This is a genomic window from Promicromonospora sp. NPDC057138 (assembly GCF_042670845.1).
In the GTDB taxonomy this organism is placed as follows: Bacteria; Actinomycetota; Actinomycetes; order Actinomycetales; family Cellulomonadaceae; genus Promicromonospora.
The window spans coordinates 43,404-65,415 of sequence record NZ_JBHUUX010000014.1; the positions used below are offsets into that span (position 1 = coordinate 43,404).

The window sequence follows — 22,012 nt, forward strand, 5'->3', positions numbered from 1 at the left end:
AATATGACGGCGACGACGCTCTCCCCCGCCTTCGTGGCGCACCTGCCCACCGGCATTCTCGTCGGCGGGCACTGGGGCCCCGCGGCGGGCGGCGGCACGTTCGAGGTCGCCGACCCGGCGACGGCCGAGCCCATCTTCGACGTCTCCGACGCCACACCCGCCGACGCCGTACGAGCCCTCGACGCCGCACACGCCGCCGCCCCCGCCTGGCGCGCCGTGCCGCCGCGCGAACGCGCCGAGCTGCTGCGCGCCGTCTTCGCGCGGCTCGTCGCCCGCGCCGACGACATCGCCGCGCTGATCACCGCCGAGGCCGGCAAGCCCCTGGCCGAGGCGCGCGCCGAGGTGGTCTACGGCGCCGAGTTCCTGCGCTGGTTCGCCGAGCAGGCGGTGCGCGCCGACGGCCTGGTGCGCACGGCGCCGTCGGGCACCAACAAGCAGTACGTGAGCCGCCGACCGGTGGGGCCCTCCCTGCTGATCACGCCGTGGAACTTCCCCATCGCGATGGCGACCCGCAAGATCGCGCCGGCGCTGGCGGCCGGCTGCACCGTCGTGATCAAGCCGGCCCAGCTGACCCCGATGACCACGCTCCTGGTCGCGGAGATCATCCGCTCCGAGGCCCAGGCGCGCGGCCTGCCGGCGGGCATCGTCAACGTGGTCCCGACCACGCAGGCGGGGCCGGTCACCGAGCCGCTGTTCGAGGACCCCCGGCTGCGCAAGGTCTCGTTCACCGGCTCCACGCGGGTCGGTCAGGCCCTGCTCGCCCAGGCCTCGAAGAACGTGCTGCGCAGCTCGATGGAGCTGGGCGGCAACGCGCCGTTCGTCGTGTTCGAGGACGCCGACCTCGACGCCGCGGTCGAGGGCGCGCTGATCGCGAAGCTGCGCAACTCCGGCCAGTCCTGCGTCGCGGCCAACCGCTTCCTCGTGCACGACGCCGTCGCGCACACCTTCGCGCAGAAGTTCGCCAAGGCAGTGGCCGCCAAGGTGACCGCCCCGGGCACGCAGCCCGGCGCCGACGTGGGCCCGCTGATCGATGAGTCGGCGGTCGAGAAGGTCACGGACCTCGTGGACGACGCCGTCGTGCACGGCGCCCAGGTGCTCACCGGCGGCGCGCGCCTCGACCGCCCGGGCCACTTCTTCGAGCCGACGGTGCTCACCGGCGTCAGCGGCGACGCCCGGATCGTCACGGAGGAGATCTTCGGCCCCGTCGCCCCGATCGTGGTCTTCGGCTCCGACGACGAGGCGTACGAGCTGGCCAACGGCACCCCGTTCGGCCTGGCCGCCTACGCGTACACGACATCGCTGGCCCGGGCGCAGCGCGCGATGGACGAGATCGAGGCCGGGATGATCGGCATCAACCGCGGGCTGGTGTCCGACGCGAGCGCCCCGTTCGGCGGCGTCAAGGCCTCCGGCCTGGGCCGCGAGGGCGGCGAGGCGGGCATGGAGGAGTACCAGGAGACGGTGTACGTGGCGATGTAGGGCCAGGGTTGACCACAGCAGCTTCTGCCAGGACCCGCGCCCGCCTGGCAGAAACTGCTGTGGTCAACTCAGCCGCTGGCTGGCCGCAGCCGCCGTGGTCCGCCCGGGCCGGCGGTGGGCCGTTAGGGTGGTTGCGTGGCCCTGTTTCGCGAGACCGCCGACGTGTCCGTCCGCCCCGCCGTCGCCGGTGACGAGTCCGCCGTGACCGACGTGCAGGTCGCCTCCTGGCGCGCCGCCGGGGTGCTGGGCGAGGGCGTCGTCGACGCACTCGACGTCCCCGCGATGCGCGCGCGCTGGTCGTCGGCGATCACGTCGCCGCCCGGCCCGGGCTTCGCGGTGTTCGTCGCGCTCGACGGGCCCGACGTCGTCGGGTTCGCCGCCGTCTCCCCCGGTCAGGTGCTGTCGCTCGAGGTCCTGCCGAAGGCGCAGCGCGCCGGGCACGGGTCGCGGCTCCTGGCGGCCGCCGTCGACCGCCTCCGCGCGGACGGTGCGGAGACCGTGAGCACCTGGGCGCTCGTCGACGACACGGCGCGGGCCACGTTCCTTCAGGCCAGCGGGCTCGGCGAGGACGGCCGCAGCCGCACGCTCGCCACGGGCGTCCGCGAGGTCGTCGAGCACCGCTGGTCCGCCGAGATCTGACTGACGCCTTTCGGACGCGGGCGTCCCGGCGCAGCCGACTCCCTGTGCAGCCGTGTTCGCGACGCGAACCCCAGGGTTCACGCCCACGTGACAGTCCCGTGACACGGCCTTGCGACCATCGGCTTCATGGGGATACGCACGGAGTACTTCGCCGCACCTACCGATGAGGTGGCGGCGACGGCGCTCCACACGCCTGGCGGGCCGTCCGAGCCCGACCAGAGCACCGACCTGCCACGGTTCGACGCCGTGGAGGTGCCGTCGGTGGACCCGTTCGTCATGCTCGGTGGTCTCGCGGGCGTGCTGTCCGGGCGCCCGTACGGCGAGGTCACCGCGCACCCGCGGCACGGCAACCTCATCGGTAGCGGGGGCGACGAGGGACCCTGGATCGTGACCGTCTCGCAGACCCTCGCGGACGAGCTCGCCGCCGCCGGCCCCACCCGGCTGGCCCAGGCGGCTCGTGACTGGTCCGAGGCCGCGCCGCCCGCCGTCCCGCCGCGCAACCTCGCCGCCGCCCTGCTGCCACTCGCGGCGCTCGCCGCCCGCGCGGCCGACCAGGGACACGCCCTGTACTGCTGGACGAGCCTCACCGACTAAGACGATCGTCCCCGTGGCTCCTCCCGAACCCCTCGTGATCGACCGCCTCGACCTGGCCGCCCCGGACGCGCTCGGGCTACCCGCGCTCCTGACCGCCTACCACCTGCGGACCGAGGCCGAGAAAGGCGTACCCGTCAGCGATGTGGAGGTGCTGCCCGCCCGCTACCGGGCGGAGGTCGCCGATCCACGGTCCGCGTTCGCGGACGACGTCGTGCTGGTCGCGCGCTGCGGGAACCGTCCGGCAGGCTGCCTGGTCGTGACCGCACCCGTGGCGGGGCGCTCGGAGATCAAGCGGCTCTGGACGGACCCGGAGCTGCGCGGCCGCGGCATCGCGTCGGCACTGATCGACACGGCGCTGACCCAGGCGGTGGAGGGCGGCGTCAGCACGGTAGCGCTCTCGGTCTGGAGCTGGCGCGCGGGCGCGATCCGCCTGTACGAGAGGCTCGGCTTCGCCGTCGTCGACGCGTGGGACGAACGGGACGACCTGGTCTGCATGGAGCGCGCCGTCCGGGCGACGAGCACCGGCTGAAATGATGGCGCGGCCAGGGCCGCGGAAATGCTTCACTTGCCCGGTGACCCGCACCCCCAACCCGCTCTGGCGGACCCTTGTCCAGCTCCGCGGCAACCCTCGCGCCTGCGTGTGGACCGAGCCGCTGTGGGGGCTGTCCATGGCCCTGGTGCTGCCGTACGCGTCGGTGTTCATGCTGGCGCTCGGCCTGCACGACGCGCAGATCGGCTTCCTCGCGACCGTCGCCATGCTCTCCCAGGTCGGCTTCGGGCTGGCCGGCGGGATCATCACCGACCGGCTCGGCCGGCGCGCCACGACGGCGTGGTTCGACGTGATCGCGTGGGTGATCCCGTGCGTGCTGTGGGCGTTCGCGGAGAACTTCTGGTTCTTCCTCGCGGCGTCGCTGGTCAACGGCGCCCTGCAGGTCACGCAGAACTCGTGGGACTGCCTCATGGTCGAGGACGCCGAGCGGGGCCAGATCACCCGGATCTACTCGCTGGTCAAGGTCGCGTCCGACTGCTCAGCCCTGTTCGCGCCGCTGGCCGCCGTCCTGGTCGCCCAGCTCGGGCTGGAGCCCGCCGTCCGCATCCTCTACGTCAACGCCGCGGTCGTGATGACGGCGAAGATCATCTGGCTCTACCTGTGGTCGAGGGAGACCCGCCAGGGCCGCGTCCGCATGGCCGCCACCCGCGGGGAGAGCGTGTGGCGCCTGATGGCCGGGTACCGCGGCGCGCTCGGGCTGCTGCTGCGCTCGCGCGGGTCGCTCCTCGCGCTGGCCGTGGCCGCGCTGACCGCCGCGGTCACGCTCGTCAACGGCACGTTCTGGCAGGTGGTGGCCAGCCAGCACCTGCACGTGCCGGACGCGCTGCTGCCCTTCTTCCCGATGGTCCGCTCGGTGCTGTCCGTCGTCTTCTTCTTCACGCTCATCCCGCTGCTGACCACCGCCGTCGACCTCAGGCGCGCCACGTTGTGGGGGTTCGGGGTCCACCTCGCCGGGCAGCTCGTGCTGGTCGCGATCCCGGCGTCGGACGGCGCGGCGACGGGTTCGACGTACGCGTTCCTCGGCCTGTGCCTGCTGCTGGACAGCTTCGGTGCGGGCATGCTGTTCATGCTCTCGGAGTCGCTCGTCGCGCTGCACGTGGACCCGGCCGAGCGCTCGCGCGTGATGGCGCTCCAGCGCACCTGCATCATGCTCGCCGCGGCGCCGTTCGGCTGGATCTCCGGCTGGCTGTCCGGGATCGACCGCACCTACCCGTTCATGCTCACGTCCGTGCTGCTGGTCGTCGGGCTCGTGCTGGTGATCGTGCGCTGGGTGCCGACGCACCCGGACGCCGAGGCCGTCCTGACGTCCGACCCCGCCTGACGCGAGGCCGGCCCTCGGGCGGCGCGGTCCCGGACCGGAGCGCCCGCCGTCAGAGCCCCGGCTCGTAGCGGGTGTACCCGGGGCGAAGCACGACCGTGGCCTCGCGCCCCGGGTCGGTGTCGTCGTCCGGGCTCGGCACGTGCGCGACGTCGGGCCAGTGCACGAGGAACGTGCCGCGGTGCAGCCACCGCAGCAGCGGGGCGACGGGCCACGGCTGCCGCACGCGGGACCGCTCGAAGCCCAGGAACGACGTGCGGGTCCGCGGAGACACCACGAGCCCGTGCAGCCGCGCGCGGGCGAGGAACGTGCTCGGCGGCCCGTCGAGCACGAAGCGCAGGTCGACCACCCAGCCGAGGTGCGCCCCGGCGTCGTCGCGCACCGGGACGTCGAACAGGTCGGAGGCGATCATCGGGGCCTCCTCATCCTGAGGCCTCCGGATCGTGCGTGCCGCCGGGGATCCGCCCTACGACGTGGTCGCGCGTCCAGCGGTCGAGCCAGGTCACGTCGAGGCCGCCGCCCCGGACGCCCAGGTGCACCACCGTGCCGACGTCCGACACCTGCGCCCACGGCAGGCGGTACCAGCGGGATGCGGGCGGGCGCCCCCCGAACACCCGGGTGCCGAGCACGGGACCGGTGAGCAGCGCGGAGATCACGACGGGGACGCGGCCGTCGATCCGTCCGTCCTCGGCGGGCTCGCCGTCGGCGGCCTCGAGCTCGAGGTCGTCGAGCGTGCACACCGGCAGGTCGTCAACGTCGAGCACCTGACGGTCCAACAGGTGCAGCCCTGCGTCCAGGACCCGTCCCGGCTGTCGCGGCTCGGGCTCGCGGGACAGGTCCCGCGGGCCGGTCCGGGTGCGCCTCATCCGCCCGCCTCCGTCGCGATCATCAGGGGTATCGCGGCCAGCGCGGCCGCGACGAGGACGAACAGATATATCGTGCCCAGCACGTTCATCACCCGCCCGTTGACGTGCTCGCCCATGTACTCGGGATCGTTCGCCACCACCAGGATCGGCAGATACGTCAGCGGCAGGGCCACGGCCGAGAAGACCACCGAGTACTCGGTGACGGCGATCGGGTCGACGTTTGTCATCAGGACGCCGACCGCGACGACGAGCGCCAGGATCATCGCCAGGTGGAACCGCGGGGCCTGCGCCGGACGCCGGAACTTGCCCCATGACCAGCCCAGGTACTGGGAGAGCGTGTACCCGGTGGACAGCGCGGTCTCCAGCGCGGCACCGGACGTGGCCGCCACCATGCCCACGATCACCACGGCCACGAGCAGGGTCCCGCCGGCCTGCGCCACCGGCAGCACGAGCTGGGACATCGAGTCGACCCGGATGCCGGCGGGCAGCAGCACGAGGGCCGCGCACGCGGCGATGGCGATCGACAGGACGCCGCCGAGCGGGAACCCGACCAGCACGTTCAGGCGGGACGTCGCGAGGTCCCGCACCGTCCAGCGGTCCTCCACGCCGCCCGACGAGAAGAAGAAGACCTCGTAGGGCGTCATGGCCGCACCGAACAGCGCGATCGCGAAGTACCAGTACACCGCGGCGCCCTCCTGCGCCGGCACGTGCGGGACCAGCTGCGCGCCGAGCTCGCCCCAGTCCGGTCCGAGCAGGAACACCGCCACCGCGAACCCGACCAGCGTCAGGCCCAGCAGGCCGGTGACGTTCTCCATGAGGTCGAACTGCACGCGCCACAGGACGAGCCATACCGCCAGCGCCGCGACCGGGACCCAGAGCCGGTGGTCCACGCTGCTCGCGAGCTGGAGCGCCAGCGCGATGCCACCCACCTCGGCGATCAGCGTCAGCACCGTGACAGCGAGACTGGCGACCAGGTTCAGCCCGGCGGTCCGCGGGCCGAGGCGCTCGCGGATGATCTCGAACGTCGCCCGCCCGGACACCGCGGCGACCTTGCCGGACATGTGCGCGAACACGCAGATGCCGACCACGCCCACGCCGACCACCCAGGCCAGCGACAGCCCGAACCGCGAACCCACCACGGCGTTGGTGACGAGGTCCCCGGCGTCGAGGAACCCGCCGATGGCGGTGAGGATGCCCAGGGCGACGCTCAGCAGGCGAGTGTTCACGGCGCCGTCCGCTCGGCCCGGGGCCCGGTCTGCGCGTCGATCTGCGCCTGCGCCCGCTCGACGGTAGCGCTCGCGTCGTCGAGCGCGCTGGACGCGTCGTCGAGGGCCCGCAGGACGTCGTCGGCGGGCGACGGCGGCCGCCCCAGCCACGTGCGCGCCGCCGCGACCGGGCCGACGGCGCCCGAGGCGGCGTCCAGCGCGTCGCCCCGCACCTGCTCGGCGCCGTCGGCCGCGATGACCAGGGTCCCGATGCCGTGCACCGCGCCCGTGGCGGTCTCGACCGCGTCCCCGATCGCGACGTCCGCGGTCACGGCCGGCAGGTGCCCGGCGGCCCGCTCCCGGACGGCGAGCTCCGCCGTCGCGACCGCCGAGCTCGCGTCGTCGAGGTGGTCGGACACACTGCCGAGCGCGCCGACGTCGTCCGACCGCGTGGCGGCAGGCCCGCATGCCGTGAGCAGCCCCGCCAGCCCGAGGACCAGCACCACCGCGACGCACCGGCGGGAGTGCTGGCAGCGCTGGCGGGTGGTCACCGTCGCATGCTGGCCCGGATCGGCGGCACTCGCACGCCGACAGCGACCACCGGAGGTTCACCCACCGACCCTCGCGCGGCAGCGCACGGGCGGGTCTACCGTCTTGCCTATGGCCTTCGACGTCGCCGCCGGCGCTTACGCGCAGTTCATGGGCAGGTACGCGGAGCCGCTGGCGGACCAGTTCGCCGAGCTGCTCGGGGTGCGGCCCGGTCAGCGAGCGCTCGACGTCGGGTGCGGCCCGGGCGCCCTGACCGAGCGGCTGGTCGCCAGGCTCGGCGCCCATGCGGTCGCCGCGGTCGACCCGTCGGCGTCGTTCATCGAGGCCGTCCGTGCGCGCTGTGCGGGTGCCGACGTGCGCCAGGGAACCGCCGAGAGCCTGCCGTTCGACGACGACAGCGTGGATCTCTCGGCGGCGCAGCTCGTGGTGCACTTCATGAGCGACCCGGTCGCGGGCCTGAAGGAGATGGCGCGCGTGACCCGGCCTGGCGGCCAGGTCGCCGCGAACACCTGGGACTTCTACGGCAGCCGGGCGCCGCAGTCGGTGTTCTGGCTGGCCGTCCGGGATCTCGACCCCGCCGCGACCGCCGAGTCGGACCCCGCGGGCGCCCGCGAGGGACACCTGGCCGAGCTGTTCCGGGCGGCCGGTATGACCAGCCTCCAGTCCGCCGAGTTGAGCGTCGTGTCGTCGTACACCGGCTTCGACGAGTGGTGGCACCCGTACACGCTCGGCGTCGGACCGCCCGGCGACTACGTGGCCGCTCTTGGGCCGGACTCCCGTGGGGTACTCGAGGAACGCTGCCGCAAGCTGCTCCCCGACGGGCCCTTCGACGTCAGGGCGACCGCGTGGGCCGTCGTCGCGCGGACCGGCTGAGCGCGGCGGCCTTGCGCAGGGCCTCGCGGGCCCGACGGCGGTCGCCCGCGGCGTCGTAGGCGAACGCCAGGTGGTACCAGGCGCGCCAGTCCTCGGGGGCGGCCTCGACCGCGGCCCGGCGCGGCTCGAACGCCTCGTCTGCCGCGGCCCGGTCGATGCGGCCGCCGGGCGACCGCGGCAGGTCGTCCACGGGGAGGTCGCCCTCGGCGTACAGGGTGTCGGCCATGGTCTGCACGGTCGCCGCCAGCCAGTACTCCCGCACGATCAGCCCGATGACCAGCAACGGGATGATGAGCACGCCCAGCCCGATAGCGATCAGCACGGGCTCGCCGGTGCGCGCCATCGCGAGGCCACGCCCGGCGATCTGCCACACGTACAGCGCGAGCAGGGCGGTGACGGCGAGGGCTCCGGGCAGGCCCTTGGGCAGCTTCCGGCCCGACGCCGGTCGCCCGCCGGCGCCGTCGGCCCGCGACTCGCTCACGACAGGTCCAGCACGTGCTCGAGCCCGACGGTCAGCCCGGGCCGCGAGATCACGGACCGGATCGCGAGCAGCACGCCCGGCATGAACGAGGCCCGGTCGAACGAGTCCTGCCGGATCACGAGCTGCTCCCCCTCGTTGCCGAAGAGGATCTCCTCGTGGGCCACGAGCCCGCGCAACCGCACGGAGTGGACGCGCACCCCGTCGACGTCGGTCCCGCGCGCCTCCCAGCCCGACTCGGTCGCGTCGGGCGACCGCCCGAGCCCGGCCTCGGCACGCGCCGCGGCGATGGCCTCGGCGGTGTGCCGCGCGGTGCCGGACGGCGCGTCCACCTTGTTCGGGTGGTGCAGCTCGATGACCTCCGCCGACTCGAAGTAGCGCGCGGCCTTCGCGGCGAACGTCATGGCCAGCACGGCCGACAGCCCGAAGTTCGGGGCGATGAGCACGCCGAGCGACCCCCGCCCGCCCGCACCGCGGGGCGACAGCCGGGCGAGATGCGCCGCGACGCGGCCCCGCGAGTCGTCGTCCCAGCCGGTGGCGCCGACCACGGCGTGCGCGCCGGCGTCGAGCACCGCGTGCACGTTGGCCTCGGTGACGGCCGGGACCGTGAAGTCGACGGCGACGTCGGCCCCGGCGAGCGTCTCGGCGGAGACCGTGTCGCCGCGCCCGAGCCGGGCGACCAGCCGCATGCCGTCCGCGGCCTCGACTGCCGCGCAGGCCTGCGCGCCCATGCGCCCACCCGCACCGAGCACGGCCACCTTGATCTCACTCACGATCTACCACCCTCACGTCTTCGTTGAGTGCTGGCTATTTGTCGAATCAGAGGGCCCAATTCGACAAATACCCAGCACTCAACGGGGTCAGTTGTCGAACGGGCCCACGCGGACGATCGAACGCGGGCGGCCGGCCAGGTCTTGGGCCAGGGACTGGACGTCCGCTGACGTGACCGCCTGGATGCGCTCCAGCGACTCGGCCAGCGACAGCAGGTCGCCGTAGACGAGCTCGGCCTTGCCGAGGCGGCTCATCCGCGATCCGGAGTCCTCCAGACCGAGCACCGTGCCGCCGGACAGCTGCCCGACGGACCGCTTCAGCTCGGCCTCGGTGATCCCGTCGTTCGCGAGCTTCTCCAGCTCCTCGACGAGGAGGTCGGTGACCTGGTCCGCCTTGGCGGCCGCGCAGCCCGCGTACAGGCCGAAGGTGCCGAGCCCGCCGTGGGCGGACGCGAACGAGTACGTCGAGTACGCCAGGCCCCGCCTCTCGCGGATCTCCTGGAACAGCCGCGACGACATGCCGCCGCCCAGCACCGCGTTCAGCACGGACAGCGCGAAGCGCCGGTCGTCCGTCGCCGAGATGCCGGTGGACCCCACGATGATGTTGGCCTGCTCGACGGACCGCTTGACCGTCCGCTCGGCTCCGGCCTCCGGCACGCCTACCCGGTCCTCCGTGGCGGCGCGGCGGTCACGCGGCGCGACGGCGGCGTCGAGGTCCCATCCGCCGTCGGACAGCGCCTGCGTCACCTGCTGCACGAGCTTGTCGTGGTCGATCCCGCCGGCCGCCGTGACCACGAGGGTCTCGGGCCGGTAGTTCCAGCGGTAGTGGTCCCAGACGGCGTCGCGCGGGACGGCGTTGATCGTCTCGGGCGTGCCGCCGATGGGGCGGCCCAGCGCGTGGTCCCCCAGGACCAGGGCGGAGAACTCCTCGTGCACGACGTCGGTCGGGTCGTCGTCGTTCATCGCGAGCTCTTCGAGGATCACGCCGCGCTCGGTCTCGAGCTCGTCGGAGTCCAGGCGCGCGGAGGTGACCATGTCGGAGATGACGTCGACCGCCATCGGCAGGTCGGAGTCCAGCACCCGCGCGTAGTAGCAGGTGTGCTCCTTGCCGGTGGCCGCGTTCGCCTCGCCGCCGACGGCGTCGAACGCCTCGGCGATGTCCATCGCGGACCGCCGGGCGGTCCCCTTGAAGAGCAGGTGCTCCAGGAAGTGCGTCGAGCCGAAGTGACCGTCGGTCTCGTCCCGCGAGCCGACGCCGATCCACGCGCCCACCGTCGCCGAGCGCTGGCCCGGCATGTTCTCGGTGAGCACACGGACACCGCCGGGCTCGCCCGCGGGAACGAGCGGCAGGTGCCAAGCCATGTCAGGCGTCCGCGTCGGCGGGAACCGCTGCGGCGTCGGCGTCTGCCTGCGGGGCCTCGGCCGGGGCGGCCTCGTCCTCGTCGGTGACGGCGACCAGCGACAGCTTGCCGCGCGGGTCGATCTCGCCGATCTCGACCTGGACCTTCTGGCCGATGGACAGCACGTCGTCGACGTTCTCGACGCGCTTGCCGCCCACGAGCTTGCGGATCTGGCTGATGTGCAGCAGACCGTCCTTGCCCGGGGACAGCGAGATGAAGGCGCCGAACGACGTCGTCTTGACGACGGTGCCGACGAACCGCTCGCCCACCTCGGGGACGTGCGGGTTGGCGATCGCGTTGATCGCCGCGCGGGCGGCCTCGGCCGAAGGGCCGTCAGTGGCGCCGATGTACACGGTGCCGTCGTCCTCGATGGAGATGTCCGCGCCCGTCTCCTCCTGGATCTGGTTGATCATCTTGCCCTTCGGGCCGATGACCTCGCCGATCTTGTCGACGGGGACCTTCACCGTGATGACGCGCGGGGCGTTCGGGGACATCTCGTCCGGCGTGTCGATCGCCTCGTCGAGGACCTCGAGGATCGTCAGGCGGGCGTCGCGGGCCTGGCCCAGCGCCGCACCCAGCACCGAGGCGGGGATGCCGTCGAGCTTGGTGTCGAGCTGGATGGCCGTGACGAACTCCTTGGTGCCGGCGACCTTGAAGTCCATGTCGCCGAACGCGTCCTCGGCGCCCAGGATGTCCGTCATCGCGGCGTAGCGGGTCTCGCCGTCCACGGTGTCGGACACGAGGCCCATCGCGATACCGGCGACCGGGGCGCGCAGCGGCACACCGGCGTTCAGCAGCGACAGCGTGCTCGCGCACACGGAGCCCATCGACGTCGAGCCGTTGGAGCCGAGCGCCTCGGACACCTGGCGGATCGCGTACGGGAACTCCTCGCGGCTCGGCAGGACCGGCACCAGGGCGCGCTCGGCGAGCGCACCGTGGCCGATCTCGCGGCGCTTCGGGCTGCCCACGCGGCCCGTCTCACCGGTCGAGTACGGCGGGAAGTTGTAGTTGTGCATGTAGCGCTTGCGCGTCTCCGGACCGAGCGAGTCGATCTGCTGCTCCATGCGGAGCATGTTCAGCGTGGTGACACCCAGGATCTGGGTCTCGCCGCGCTCGAAGATCGCCGAGCCGTGCACGCGCGGCAGCACCTCGACCTCGGCCGAGAGGGTGCGGATGTCCGCGAGCCCACGGCCGTCGATGCGGACGCCGTCGGTCAGCACGCGCTGGCGGACGAGCTTCTTCTGCAGCGAGCGGTACGCCGCCGACAGCTCCTTCTCGCGGCCCTCGAACTGACCGGCGAGCTGCTCCTGCAGGCCCGCCTTGATCTCGTCGAGGGTGTTCTCGCGCTGCTGCTTGTCCGCGATGGTGAGCGCGTCCCGCGTCGCGGGGGCCACGGCCGCCTCGACGGCCGCGAACGCGTCGTCCTGGTAGTCCGGGAAGAGCGGGAACTGCTGCGTCTCCTTGGCGGACTGCGCGGCGAGCTGGGCCTGCGCGTCGCACAGGGCCTTGATGAACGGCTTGGCCGCCTCGATGCCCTCGGCGACGACCTCCTCGGTCGGCGCCGCGACGCCCTCGTTCTTGATGAGGGTCCACGCGTTGTCGGTGGCCTCGGCCTCGATCATGGCGATCGCGACGTCGTCACCGACGACGCGGCCGGCCACGACCATGTCGAAGACCGCGCGCTCCTTGTCGGAGTACTTGGGGAACGCGACCCACTGGCCGTCGACCAGCGCGATGCGGACCGCGCCGACCGGGCCGTCGAACGGCAGGCCGGAGATCTGGGTCGACGCCGACGCGGCGTTGATCGCCAGGGTGTCGTACGCGTCGTCCGGGTGCAGCGCCATGACGGTGATGACGACCTGGACCTCGTTGCGCAGGCCCTTGACGAACAGCGGGCGCAGCGGGCGGTCCGTCAGGCGGCAGGTCAGGATCGCGTCGGTCGACGGGCGGCCCTCGCGGCGGAAGAACGAGCCGGGGATGCGGCCCGCGGCGTACATCCGCTCCTCGACGTCCACCGTCAGGGGGAAGAAGTCGAACTGGTCCTTGGGGTGCTTGCCGGCCGCGGTGGTCGACAGCAGCATGGTCTCGCCGTCGAGGTACGCGGCGACTGCGCCGGCGGCCTGCTTGGCGAGGCGTCCGGTCTCGAACCGGACGGTACGGGTGCCGAAGCGACCGTTGTCGATAACGGCCTCGGCGAACTGGATCTCGGGACCCTCCACGGGTGCCCTCCTTCTGTTGGGTGTTCTCTGGGAACGCCCCCGTGCCCGACGGTCATCGATCGAGGCCTACCGAACCAGGTGTTCGGGAAGCCACTACCGAGGACCGGACGAGGTCACGGGCGGCGCCTTCTTGTACTACAGCATCTCACCAGACCAGCCCGGCCCCCGCAGCGGGGGCCGGGCTGGTGGGCGTCATGTCAGCGGCGCAGGCCGAGCTTGTCGACGAGGGCGCGGTAGCGCTCGATGTCGATCCCCTTGAGGTAACCCTGGAGACGACGGCGCTGGCCCACGAGGAGCAGCAGACCACGACGGCTGTGGTGGTCGTGCTTGTGCTCCTTGAGGTGCTCGGTGAGGTCCTTGATGCGCTGCGTGAGGAGCGCGATCTGCACCTCCGGCGAGCCCGAGTCGCCCGGCTTGGTTCCGTACTCGGAAATGATCTGCTGCTTCGTGGCAGTGTCGAGCGGCATGGCTCTCCTTCAGTGTCGTTGCGCGGTGCTCCGGGACTTGTTCACCGGGGCGCTCTCGATCCGCGGCCGTTCAGACGGCGATACCACACTACCAGTGCCAGCCCTGCCCGCCCGACGCGAGAGTGAGACCTCCGGCACTACCGACCAGCCGCCTTCACGTGCGCCGCCCACAGCACCGCGCCGGTCGCGAACAGCACCTGCACGACGACGAGTGACGGCGTCGCAACCCCCGCGACCGCCACCCACGCGAGCGGGAGCGTGCCGAGCACCGCCAGGTCCAGCCCCTTGAGCTGGTGGAGCACCAGCCCGGTCGGCACGCCGCCCGCCGGCGTCGCGATCATCGGCACGTCCCACGGCACGGGCCCGCGGTACGCGGTACGCACGGCCGCGGCCCCGAGCACGACGGCGGAGGGCACCGCCATCGCGAGCCACTGCCCGCCCCCGACCGCCACCGCGACGGCGCCCAGCACGATCCCCGCGGTCAGCACCGGCCACGCCGTGCGGACGACCCGCGCGGCCCGGGCGCTCAGCGGCACCAGCGCGTCCAGGCGCGGGTTCTCCCCCGCCGACCGCGGGCCGACGGCGCCCGCGAGCGCCCCCGCGTATCCCACGCCGGCGAGGACGGCCCACAGCCCGATCCCGTCGGCCAGCCCGGGCACCTGGACGGCGACGGCCCCGGTCGCGGCGAGCGCGACCAGCCCCGCCAGGGCGGCGGGCGAGCGGGCCAGCAGGGTGGCGTCGGCGGCGAGCAGCGCCCCGGCGGGGCCGCGCGCCGTGCCGGGCAGCCAGGGCAGGACGCGCGACGCCGTCGGGCCGCCGCTGAGGAGTGCGCGGCTCATGCCGCCGCTGTCGAGCGAGAGCAGGGCTGCCGAGGCCTGCATCGCCGCCGACGCGCGGGCGCGCAGCTCACCAGCCCGGAGCCGGTCCAGCCGGGTCGCCCAGACCGCGAGCGCCGCGCCGCCCAGGACCGCGAGCGCGGCGGGCACGGGCCAGGGCACAGCCCACGCCGCCCATCCGGGGGCCCACAGCGCGGCCCCGAGGCCCGCCACCGGCACCGCGGCGAGCAGCAGAGTGAGCATGCGCTGCGGCAGGTCGCCCGACGCCGCTCCGGTCACCTGGAGCATGCCCGTACCGGCGACCACGACGAGCCCGAGCGCCCCGCCCAGTGCGGCATCGACGAGGACTCCGGTGACGCCGACGCCGACGAAGGCCGCGGGCACGCCGCCCACGACCAGGCCCGCGCCGATCCCGACGAGCACCAGGCGCACGACGGACGGCGACATCAGGCCGGTCCGGTCGGCGCTGGTGGGTACCCACCAGCGCACGCCGGCGGCGGGCAGGCCCGCCGGCCCCAGGCGCAGCGCGAGCGCCGCGCCCGCGACGACCGCCAGGGCGAGCACCATGGCCTGGACCAGGCCGGGCCCCAGCCCGAACCCTGTCGCGTCGGACCCGAGCAGCTCCCGCACGGGCGCCCCGAACCCCCACATGTACAGCGTGACGAGCGCGAGCGAGATCGCCACCTCGCCGACGTCCATCGCCACGCGGCCTGGCTCGGCGGGCAGGTTGTGGGCGCGCACGCGCGCGGTCAGCCGGCGCAGCTCGGCGCCGGTGAGCCGTTCGTCCTCGTCCCCGACGAGGCGGGGCAGGGCAGGTCCGACGGCGGGGGCGGCCCCCTCGCCCGTCTGGTTGTCCGTCACCTGAAGCCCGCCAGCACGCCCGGGGCTTCGGCCGGCGGCAGCAGGACGGCGCCGTCGTCGGACAGGTACAGGGCGCTTGCGCCGGTGGCGGCGAGGAGCCGGTCGTCGTGCGTGGCGAACAGGACGGCGGTGCCGGCGTCGGCCTCGGCGCGCAGCGTGTCGCCGAGCCGGGCGCGCATGGCAGTGTCGAGACGCTGCTCCGGCTCGTCGAGCACGAGCAGGTCCCGCGGCCGCACCAGCGCGCTCGCGAGCAGGAACCGGCGGCGCTGCCCGGACGACAGGGTGTGCGGCATCGCGCTGCCGTGGCCTGCGATGCCCACGTGGTCGAGCACGTGGTCGGTGACGGCGCCGGCGTCGGGCACGCCGTGGCCGCGCGCGGTGAGCACGAGGTGCTCGCGGACGGTCACGCCGGGGAAGAAAGCGTCGTCGTCCAGCACGCCCGCGACCCGGGCCCGGAAGCCCCGTTCACGCTCGTCCACGACCTGTCCGAACACGCGGACCGTGCCCGACAGCGGCTCCTGCAGCCCGAGCACCGTGCGCAGCAGCGTGGACTTGCCGGTGCCGTTGGTCCCGATCACGGCGACGACGTCGCCCGGCGCCAGCGTGAGCGACACCGGCGGGCAGACGGCGTTGCCGCCGTACCCGACGACCAGGTCGGACAGTTCGAGGAGCGTCATGCCCACCTCAACGCGCGAACCGGCTCGGGTTCTCCCGTCCGTGGCCTCACTTCCACGCCCCGACGATCTCGTCCGGACCCCAGTGCGCCGCCAGCGGAAGACCCGGCTCGACACCACACCGCGAGACGGCGACCAGTGGGGTGTCGTCGCCGGTCCCCGGCACCGTGCCACGGGCGCGGGCGAGGTCCTCGAGCTCATGCGTCCCGAAGGTGTCGGTCTCGTACCACTTCACCGATCCGATGAACTCCACATGCCGTGCCGTTGGCGCGCGGTCCGCACCGATCAGGTCCACCTCGGGGTTGTTCTGCCGGTTCCACCAGCCCCCGACGGCCTCGACCTCGGGCCACTCGGAGTCCAGCAGGATACGCATCAACGACTCCCGGACGAGCGGCTCCACCGCCCTGCCGCGCCAGGTCGACCACGACCGCTCGATCCGCTCCAGCGCCACGTCGCCGCGCCCGCGTTCCACGAAGGGAATCGCACGGCGCAGGAACGCGAGCCAGAAGCGCAGGTACGGGTCGCTGATGCGGTACCGCTTGTTCTTCGTGTCGGACGCCGTCGACAGCGGGAGGTCGGTCTCGACGATCCGCTTGGCCTCCAGCCTCCTGAGCAGGGGGTTCAAGGTGCCCGCCGGCAGGGCGCCGGAGTTCCCGGCCGCGGCGGCGATGGCGGTGAACGTCCGCTCGCCGTCGCCGATCGCCTCGAGGATCGCCCGGCTGCGCGAGGACTCGGGAAACTCGCCGAGCAACGACAGCTCGCCGGCGACCAGGAGCGGCGAGAGGGGGTCGCTGAGCATTCCCCGGAGAAAATCCACCCTCGACTGCCCGGACTCCCAGGTCTGGACGATCTCGGGGAACCCACCGGTGATCAGGTGAGCGTCGACCGCGTCCGCGGCCCCCAGGCCCGTCATTCCCTGGACGTCAGCCACGTTCAGGGGCGCGATGTCGATCTTCGTCGCCCGTCCGAAGAAGGGGCGACCGTATGTCTGCAGGGCCTCCATCACCGACAGGTCGCTGCCGATGAGCAGGAGCAGCACTGGCTTCGCCGACAGCTGCTGGTCCCAGACGGTCTGGAGCGCTCCTTCGAACTCCGCGTCCTGCTCGACGAACCAGGGGACCTCGTCGAGCACGACCACCGTCGGCCTGTCATCCGGCAGGAACTCGGCGAGCGCACGCAGCGTGCCGTTCCAGTCGGGCGGGCTCAGGTGCGCGAAGATGGCGGGCGCATTCAGGCCCGACTGGGCGAGCGAGGCGAGGAACTCGCGCCGCTCGGCCGTCGCGTTGCGCCCACGGGTCGCCTGGAAGACGAAGTACTCGCCGCCGGTGCGGTCGCAGAACTCCTGCGCGAGCCGCGACTTGCCGACGCGGCGGCGGCCGGTCATGATCGCGGCTTTGCCCCGCGTGGTGCCGGTCCCCGCCTCGACGGCTTCCAGCAGTCCCGCGAGCCGCCGCAGGTCAGCGTCCCGACCGTGAAACCGCATCTGGGCTCCTCAACTAAGATCGAATCTTACTAAGATTCAATCTTAGTTTACGTTCGGCGTCTACGCCCGCAGGATCTTCCGGGCCCGCGCGACGTCGTCGTTCATCTGGGCGATGAGCGGTTCCATGCCGTCGAAGCGCAGGGTCGGCCGCAAGTGGGTCACGAACTCGAACGCCACCGCCTGGTCGTACAGGTCGAGGTCGGTGCGGTCGAGCACGTACGCCTCGACGCGCCGCTCGACGCCGTCGAACGTCGGGTTGGTGCCGATGGAGATCGCGGCGGGCAGGATCTCCTCCTGGCCCAGCCCCGCGCCGGACACGGCGGCCCGGTCGCCCTCGGGCGCGGCGAGGCTCGCGCAGGTCGCCGCGCTGCCGCGGCGCAGCCACCCGGCGTAGACGCCGTCGGCCGGGACGAGGCCGGTGATGTCGCCGAGGTTGGCGGTCGGGAAGCCCAGCTCGCGGCCCCGGGCGTCGCCGTGCACCACGGTGCCGCGCACCAGGTGCGGACGGCCGAGCACGTCGGCGGCCTGGTCGACGTCGCCCTCCGCGAGCAGCGCGCGCACCGCCGTCGACGACCAGCGCTGGTGCCCGTCGCCGTCGGCCGGGAGGGAGTCGCCCACGTCCTCGATCGCGACCACCTCGAACCCGTGCTGCCCACCCAGCTCCACCATCGTGGCGAGCGTGCCGGCGTTCTGCTTGCCGAAGCGCACGTCGTGCCCGACCACCACCGTGCGCGCCCCGAGGCCGTCCACGAGGTACCGGGACACGAACTCCTCGGGGGTCTGGGCGGCGAAGTCGAGCGTGTAGCGCACCAGCAGCGTCGCGTCGAGGCCCGTGCGCTCCATGAGCGCCAGGCGGTCCTCCAGGCCGGTGATCAGCTCCGGCGCCGACTCCGGCCGGTGCACGAGCGACGGGTGCGGCTCGAACGTGACCGCGACGGCGCTGGCCGCGTCGCTCCGGGCGAGGCTGAGGATTCGTCTCAGCACCGCCTGGTGGCCGCGGTGGACGCCGTCGAAGTTGCCGATCGTCACCACAGATGGCCCGAATCCCGGGGGAACCTGTTCCAGGTCCGTCCACAGCTGCACGCGGGTTGCTCCTCATGAATCGGGTGGCGTGGGCGCGACGGCCGCTCACGCGACATCCCGCACCGATCGTCAAGCCTATCCGGAGCCCGGGGATTCCCCATGATCGGTGTGGGCGGGCGCTTCGCGCGGTCAGTGCGGCAGGAGCCGGCGCGCCCCGTCGAGATAGGCCGCCCGGTCGAAGCCGTCGAACATGGCCGACTGGAAGATGAACCCCTGCCCCATGCCCATGAGCACCGGCACCAGGTCCTCCGCGGCCGCGTCGGGCCCATCGGGCGCATGCTCCGGATGCACCTCGAACCAGCGTCGCAGGGCTGCGACGAAGGCGCTCCTGAGCACCTTGACCCCGGTGTTCACCACGTCCCGCATCTCGGGGTCCACGGTCGCCTCGCCCCACAGCTGGACCAGGAGCCGCAGCTCGAGGCCCTCGGAGAGCACGCCGTCGAGCACGATCTCCAGCACTTCCGCCGGAGCGGGCGGGCTGCCGTCGGACGCCGCCTCGACGAGGTCGGCGTTCCGCCTGCCCAGCACGTTCCGGGCCACCGCCGCGAACAGGTCGCGCTTGCCCTCGAAGTAGCCGTAGACGGCGCCGGTCGACAGGCCCGCCTCGGCGATCACGTCGGCCATCGAGGTGTGCTGGTAGCCCTTCGCCGTGAACGCTCGCCGGGCGGCGTCCACGATCTCGGCACGGCGGGCATCACGTCGAGCGTCGCTGATCTTCGGCACCGGCCACCTCCCGTCGTCATGCCCGGGCTGATGCCCGAGGCGATTGACAAGCATACGTTCGCGGAGCATCGTGGGCCATACAAAACGAGCGTTCGTTTTTTATCGAGACGGAGCATGCCCCATGTCCCACGACGCACCAGCGCCCCACACCCCGGCGGGCCGTGTCATCGGCGTCGCCCTCGCCCTCACCCTCGTGCTCACCGTGTTCGTGCTCGCGTTCTCGTGGCCCTCGGTCACCGCGGAACCGCGGGACCTGCCCGTCGCCGTCGTCGGGTCCGACGACGCCGTCGCCACCCTCCGCGACCAGCTCGACGAGGCGCAGCCCGGCAGCATCGAGCTGATCGAGGCCGACGACCGGGCCGTGGCCGTCGAGGCCATCGAGACCCGCGAGGTCTACGGCGGCGTCGTGCTCGGCGACCCGGCGGCGGGCGAGGCGCCCGAGGTGCTCACGGCGTCGGCCGCGAGCGGCGTGACCCACCAGCTCATGACGCAGCTCGCCACCCAGATGCAGCAGGGCATCCAGGCGCAGGCCAACGCGGCGACCGCCGAAGCGCTGGCGGCGGCGCAGGCACAGGCCTCCGAGGCGGTCGAGACCGCGGTCCGGCAGGCGCTCGAGGCCGCGGCGCAAGGCGACCAGCCCCAGGCTCCGCCGTCCGGCGAGAGGGAGGCGCCGCAGCTGCCCGAGGTCCCGAAGGTGACCGTCGCCGACGTCGTCCCGCTCTCCGCCGACGACCCGCGCGGGTCCGGCTTCACCGCCGCCCTCTTCCCGATCCTGCTGGGCGGCATGATCGGCGGCATCGGCATCTCGATCGCCGTGACCGGCGCCCTGCGCCGCGTGCTCGCCGTCACGGTCTACTCGGTGGTCGGCGCCGGGATCCTCGTGGGGATCCTGCACTTCTGGTTCGGCACCGTGCAGGGCGACTGGCTGCTCGACGGCGGCGTCCTCGCCCTGTCGATCGCCGCGATCGCGGCCCCCATCACCGGGTTCGTGGCGGTGCTCGGCCGGGCCGGCATAGCGCTCGGCCCGGTGCTCATGATGCTGGTCGGCAACCCGATCTCGGGCGCCGCCATGCCGTCCGAGTTCCTGCCGTGGCACTGGGGCGAGATCGGCCAGTGGTTCCCGCCGGGCGCGAGCGCGACCCTGCTGCGCGACGTCTCCTACTTCCCCGACGCCGACGCCTCGGCGGCCTGGCTGGCGCTCGCCCTCTGGACCGCGGCGGGGGTGCTGCTGTCGATCGTGGGCCACGCCCGCGCCACCGGCGCCCGCCGGGCGCCGGTGCTGACCGCTCCGGCCTGAGCCGGGCTCAGCTTGCGGGCGCGAGCACCAGCACGGGCTTGGCGAGGTTCTCGCCCCGGCGGCGCGTGTCCTCCAGCAGCGCCACCAGCGTGCCCGACGGCGACAGCGCCGCCACCACGTCCGGACGCCCCGACGGCTCCACCCACTGGCCGTAGCCGAGCGCGCGGACCTCAACCTCGTCGAGCTCGCGCACCGGGAACGTGCCGCGCGCTGCCTCGGCCAGCGGGATCGTGGCCAGCGTGCCGTCGGCGTCGGCCTGCGTCTCCATCTGCTCCAGCGTGCGGGCGCCGGCCAGGTCGTAGCCGCCCACGCGGGTGCGGCGCAGCATGGTGAGGTGCCCGCCGGCGCCGAGCGCGGCGCCCAGGTCGCGCGCCAGGGCGCGTACGTAGGTGCCGGAGGAGACCGTGACGCGCACGTCGACGTCGATCACGGGGACGTCCTCGACGTCGGGCACCGCCGCCGTCACCTGGCGCACGTCCAGGACGTCGAACCGGGAGACGGTGACCGACCGCGCCTGCAGCGCGACCTCCTCCCCCGCCCGGACCCGCGCGTATGCGCGCTTGCCGTCCACCTTGATCGCCGACACCGAGGTGGGCACCTGCAGGATGTCGCCCGTCAGCTCGGCGACGGCGGCGTCCAGCGCCGCCCGGTCCACCCGTGCGACGGCGCCCTCGCCGGCCACGGTGACGACGGCGCCCTCGGCGTCGTCAGTGGTGGTGGCCACGCCCAGCCGGATCGTGGCGTCGTAGTCCTTGTCCGCGCCCACCACGTACGTGAGCAGGCGGGTGGCCTTGCCGATACCCAGCACGAGCACGCCCGTGGCCATGGGGTCGAGCGTCCCGGCGTGGCCCACCTTGCGCGTCCCGGCCAGCCGTCGCATCCGCCCGACGACGTCGTGGCTGGTCCAGCCCTGCGGCTTGTCGACGACGACGAACCCGTCGTCGGCCGTCGGACGGCGCACCGGCGCCTGCGGGGTGGGTGAAATCATGGGTACCAGTATCTCGTGACTCGGGGCTGGCGCGCGGCGTCCGGGGACGCCGACGCCACCCACGCCGGCCGGAACGAGAGCGTCCCGGCCGGACGGCGGGTGGCGGCGACGGCGTCCGTCCGCGGAGGGCTGGAGGCTACTCGGCCTCGTCGTCCTCGCGCGGCTTCTTGTAGGGGTCCTCGTCGCCCGCGTACCGGGCACCGGCCCGCAGCGCCTCGAGCTCGGCGTCGCGGTTGCGGGCCTCGATCAGCGCGGCGTCCAGGTTGGCGGCCGTGTCGGGGACGGAGTCGAGGTGGAACTCGAGCGTGGGCGTCAGGCGGATACCCGTCTGCTTGCCCACCTCCGAGCGGATCAGGCCCGTGGCGCTCTTCAGCGCCGCGGCAGTGCCTTCACGCTCCTCGTCCGAGCCGTAGACCGTGTAGAACACCGAGGCGTTCTGCAGGTCGCCGGTCACCCGGACGTCGGTGACCGTCATGAAGCCGAGCCGCGGATCCTTGATCCGCGTGTCGATCATCTGCGCGACGATCACCTTGATGCGGTCGGCGAGCTTGCGAGCCCGCGGATTGTCGACCATGAACATTCCTTTCAGCGTGAGTGCGGGGCATTCGCCTGGTCCGGACCAGCCGGCCGGGCGAATACCCCGCACTCAATGAGCCATCAGCG

23 protein-coding genes are annotated in these 22,012 nt (G+C 73.2%); 7 read left to right on the forward strand and 16 right to left on the reverse strand.

The annotated features are described in order from the left end of the window. Positions 1–3: 3 nt before the first annotated feature. From ACFT2C_RS11050 to ACFT2C_RS11070, 5 genes are all read left to right on the forward strand, one after another. Positions 4–1,476: an NAD-dependent succinate-semialdehyde dehydrogenase gene (locus ACFT2C_RS11050; RefSeq protein WP_377207099.1), complete on the forward strand. Its 1,473-nt coding sequence runs from the start codon at positions 4–6 to the stop codon at positions 1,474–1,476. 135 nt (positions 1,477–1,611) lie between these two features. Continuing rightward, a complete protein-coding gene (locus ACFT2C_RS11055) occupies positions 1,612–2,115 on the forward strand; it encodes a GNAT family N-acetyltransferase (RefSeq protein WP_377207100.1) in 504 nt (167 codons plus the stop codon). Between the two features lie 126 nt (positions 2,116–2,241). Then, on the forward strand, positions 2,242–2,709 hold the full coding sequence (locus tag ACFT2C_RS11060; protein WP_377207101.1) for a hypothetical protein: 468 nt from the start codon (positions 2,242–2,244) through the stop codon (positions 2,707–2,709). 13 nt (positions 2,710–2,722) lie between these two features. After that, positions 2,723–3,238: a GNAT family N-acetyltransferase gene (locus tag ACFT2C_RS11065; RefSeq protein WP_377207102.1), complete on the forward strand. Its 516-nt coding sequence runs from the start codon at positions 2,723–2,725 to the stop codon at positions 3,236–3,238. Between the two features lie 43 nt (positions 3,239–3,281). After that, positions 3,282–4,580, forward strand: coding sequence for an MFS transporter (locus ACFT2C_RS11070; protein WP_377207103.1), 1,299 nt, complete (start codon positions 3,282–3,284; stop codon positions 4,578–4,580). Between the two features lie 49 nt (positions 4,581–4,629). Here ACFT2C_RS11070 and ACFT2C_RS11075 read toward each other — a convergent pair whose 3' ends face one another. From ACFT2C_RS11075 to ACFT2C_RS11090, 4 genes are read right to left on the reverse strand one after another with little or no spacing between them, the layout of a single operon-like run. After that, complete coding sequence (locus ACFT2C_RS11075) at positions 4,630–4,989, reverse strand: PRC-barrel domain containing protein (protein WP_377207104.1); 360 nt, start codon at positions 4,987–4,989, stop codon at positions 4,630–4,632. A gap of 10 nt (positions 4,990–4,999) precedes the next feature. Further along, the gene (locus ACFT2C_RS11080; RefSeq protein ID WP_377207105.1) at positions 5,000–5,443 is read right to left on the reverse strand and encodes a hypothetical protein; all 444 of its coding nucleotides are present in this window, start codon (positions 5,441–5,443) and stop codon (positions 5,000–5,002) included. Continuing rightward, complete coding sequence (locus ACFT2C_RS11085; protein WP_377207106.1) at positions 5,440–6,669, reverse strand: NRAMP family divalent metal transporter; 1,230 nt, start codon at positions 6,667–6,669, stop codon at positions 5,440–5,442. The genes ACFT2C_RS11080 and ACFT2C_RS11085 overlap by 4 nt, the downstream gene beginning before the upstream one ends. Continuing rightward, on the reverse strand, positions 6,666–7,199 hold the full coding sequence (locus ACFT2C_RS11090; RefSeq protein WP_377207107.1) for a hypothetical protein: 534 nt from the start codon (positions 7,197–7,199) through the stop codon (positions 6,666–6,668). The genes ACFT2C_RS11085 and ACFT2C_RS11090 overlap by 4 nt, the downstream gene beginning before the upstream one ends. Positions 7,200–7,308: 109 nt before the next feature. Between ACFT2C_RS11090 and ACFT2C_RS11095 the strand changes: the two genes are divergently transcribed. Then, on the forward strand, positions 7,309–8,070 hold the full coding sequence (locus ACFT2C_RS11095; protein WP_377207108.1) for a class I SAM-dependent methyltransferase: 762 nt from the start codon (positions 7,309–7,311) through the stop codon (positions 8,068–8,070). Here ACFT2C_RS11095 and ACFT2C_RS11100 read toward each other — a convergent pair. The 10 genes from ACFT2C_RS11100 to ACFT2C_RS11145 all read right to left on the reverse strand — a co-directional run bounded on the left by ACFT2C_RS11100 (position 8,030) and on the right by ACFT2C_RS11145 (position 19,064). Next, on the reverse strand, positions 8,030–8,551 hold the full coding sequence (locus ACFT2C_RS11100; protein WP_377207109.1) for a hypothetical protein: 522 nt from the start codon (positions 8,549–8,551) through the stop codon (positions 8,030–8,032). The genes ACFT2C_RS11095 and ACFT2C_RS11100 overlap by 41 nt on opposite strands. Continuing rightward, entirely contained in the window at positions 8,548–9,321 is a 774-nt protein-coding gene (gene dapB / locus ACFT2C_RS11105) for a 4-hydroxy-tetrahydrodipicolinate reductase (protein WP_377207110.1), read from the reverse strand. Before dapB ends, ACFT2C_RS11100 begins: the two co-directional genes overlap by 4 nt. Positions 9,322–9,408: 87 nt before the next feature. Further along, a complete protein-coding gene (locus ACFT2C_RS11110) occupies positions 9,409–10,680 on the reverse strand; it encodes a M16 family metallopeptidase (protein ID WP_377207111.1) in 1,272 nt (423 codons plus the stop codon). A 1-nt stretch (position 10,681) separates the two neighbouring features. Beyond that, positions 10,682–12,937, reverse strand: a complete 2,256-nt coding sequence (locus tag ACFT2C_RS11115) for a polyribonucleotide nucleotidyltransferase (protein ID WP_377207112.1) — start codon at positions 12,935–12,937, stop codon at positions 10,682–10,684. Positions 12,938–13,134: 197 nt separating this feature from the next. Then, on the reverse strand, positions 13,135–13,404 hold the full coding sequence (gene rpsO / locus ACFT2C_RS11120) for a 30S ribosomal protein S15 (RefSeq protein WP_020016810.1): 270 nt from the start codon (positions 13,402–13,404) through the stop codon (positions 13,135–13,137). 137 nt (positions 13,405–13,541) lie between these two features. After that, complete coding sequence (locus tag ACFT2C_RS11125) at positions 13,542–15,101, reverse strand: DUF6297 family protein (protein ID WP_377207113.1); 1,560 nt, start codon at positions 15,099–15,101, stop codon at positions 13,542–13,544. Further along, complete coding sequence (locus ACFT2C_RS11130) at positions 15,098–15,778, reverse strand: ATP-binding cassette domain-containing protein (protein ID WP_377207114.1); 681 nt, start codon at positions 15,776–15,778, stop codon at positions 15,098–15,100. Before ACFT2C_RS11130 ends, ACFT2C_RS11125 begins: the two co-directional genes overlap by 4 nt. A 46-nt stretch (positions 15,779–15,824) precedes the next feature. Next, positions 15,825–17,258 carry an ATP-binding protein gene (locus tag ACFT2C_RS11135; protein WP_377207115.1) on the reverse strand — a complete coding sequence of 478 codons (1,434 nt, stop codon included), beginning with the start codon at positions 17,256–17,258 and terminating at the stop codon, positions 15,825–15,827. Positions 17,259–17,318: 60 nt separating this feature from the next. Then, positions 17,319–18,341 (reverse strand): bifunctional riboflavin kinase/FAD synthetase, encoded by a 1,023-nt coding sequence (locus ACFT2C_RS11140; RefSeq protein WP_377207116.1) that lies wholly within the window; start codon positions 18,339–18,341, stop codon positions 17,319–17,321. 129 nt (positions 18,342–18,470) lie between these two features. Then, positions 18,471–19,064 carry a TetR/AcrR family transcriptional regulator gene (locus tag ACFT2C_RS11145; protein ID WP_377207117.1) on the reverse strand — a complete coding sequence of 198 codons (594 nt, stop codon included), beginning with the start codon at positions 19,062–19,064 and terminating at the stop codon, positions 18,471–18,473. 121 nt (positions 19,065–19,185) lie between these two features. On the opposite strand from ACFT2C_RS11145, the gene ACFT2C_RS11150 reads away from it, so the two are divergent. Then, on the forward strand, positions 19,186–20,361 hold the full coding sequence (locus tag ACFT2C_RS11150) for a hypothetical protein (RefSeq protein WP_377207118.1): 1,176 nt from the start codon (positions 19,186–19,188) through the stop codon (positions 20,359–20,361). 7 nt (positions 20,362–20,368) lie between these two features. Here ACFT2C_RS11150 and truB read toward each other — a convergent pair whose 3' ends face one another. Together truB and rbfA are read right to left on the reverse strand one after the other, a co-directional pair. Beyond that, complete coding sequence (gene truB, locus ACFT2C_RS11155) at positions 20,369–21,349, reverse strand: tRNA pseudouridine(55) synthase TruB (RefSeq protein WP_377207119.1); 981 nt, start codon at positions 21,347–21,349, stop codon at positions 20,369–20,371. Positions 21,350–21,485: 136 nt separating this feature from the next. Next, entirely contained in the window at positions 21,486–21,923 is a 438-nt protein-coding gene (rbfA, locus tag ACFT2C_RS11160; protein ID WP_377207120.1) for a 30S ribosome-binding factor RbfA, read from the reverse strand. Positions 21,924–22,012 lie beyond the last annotated feature (89 nt).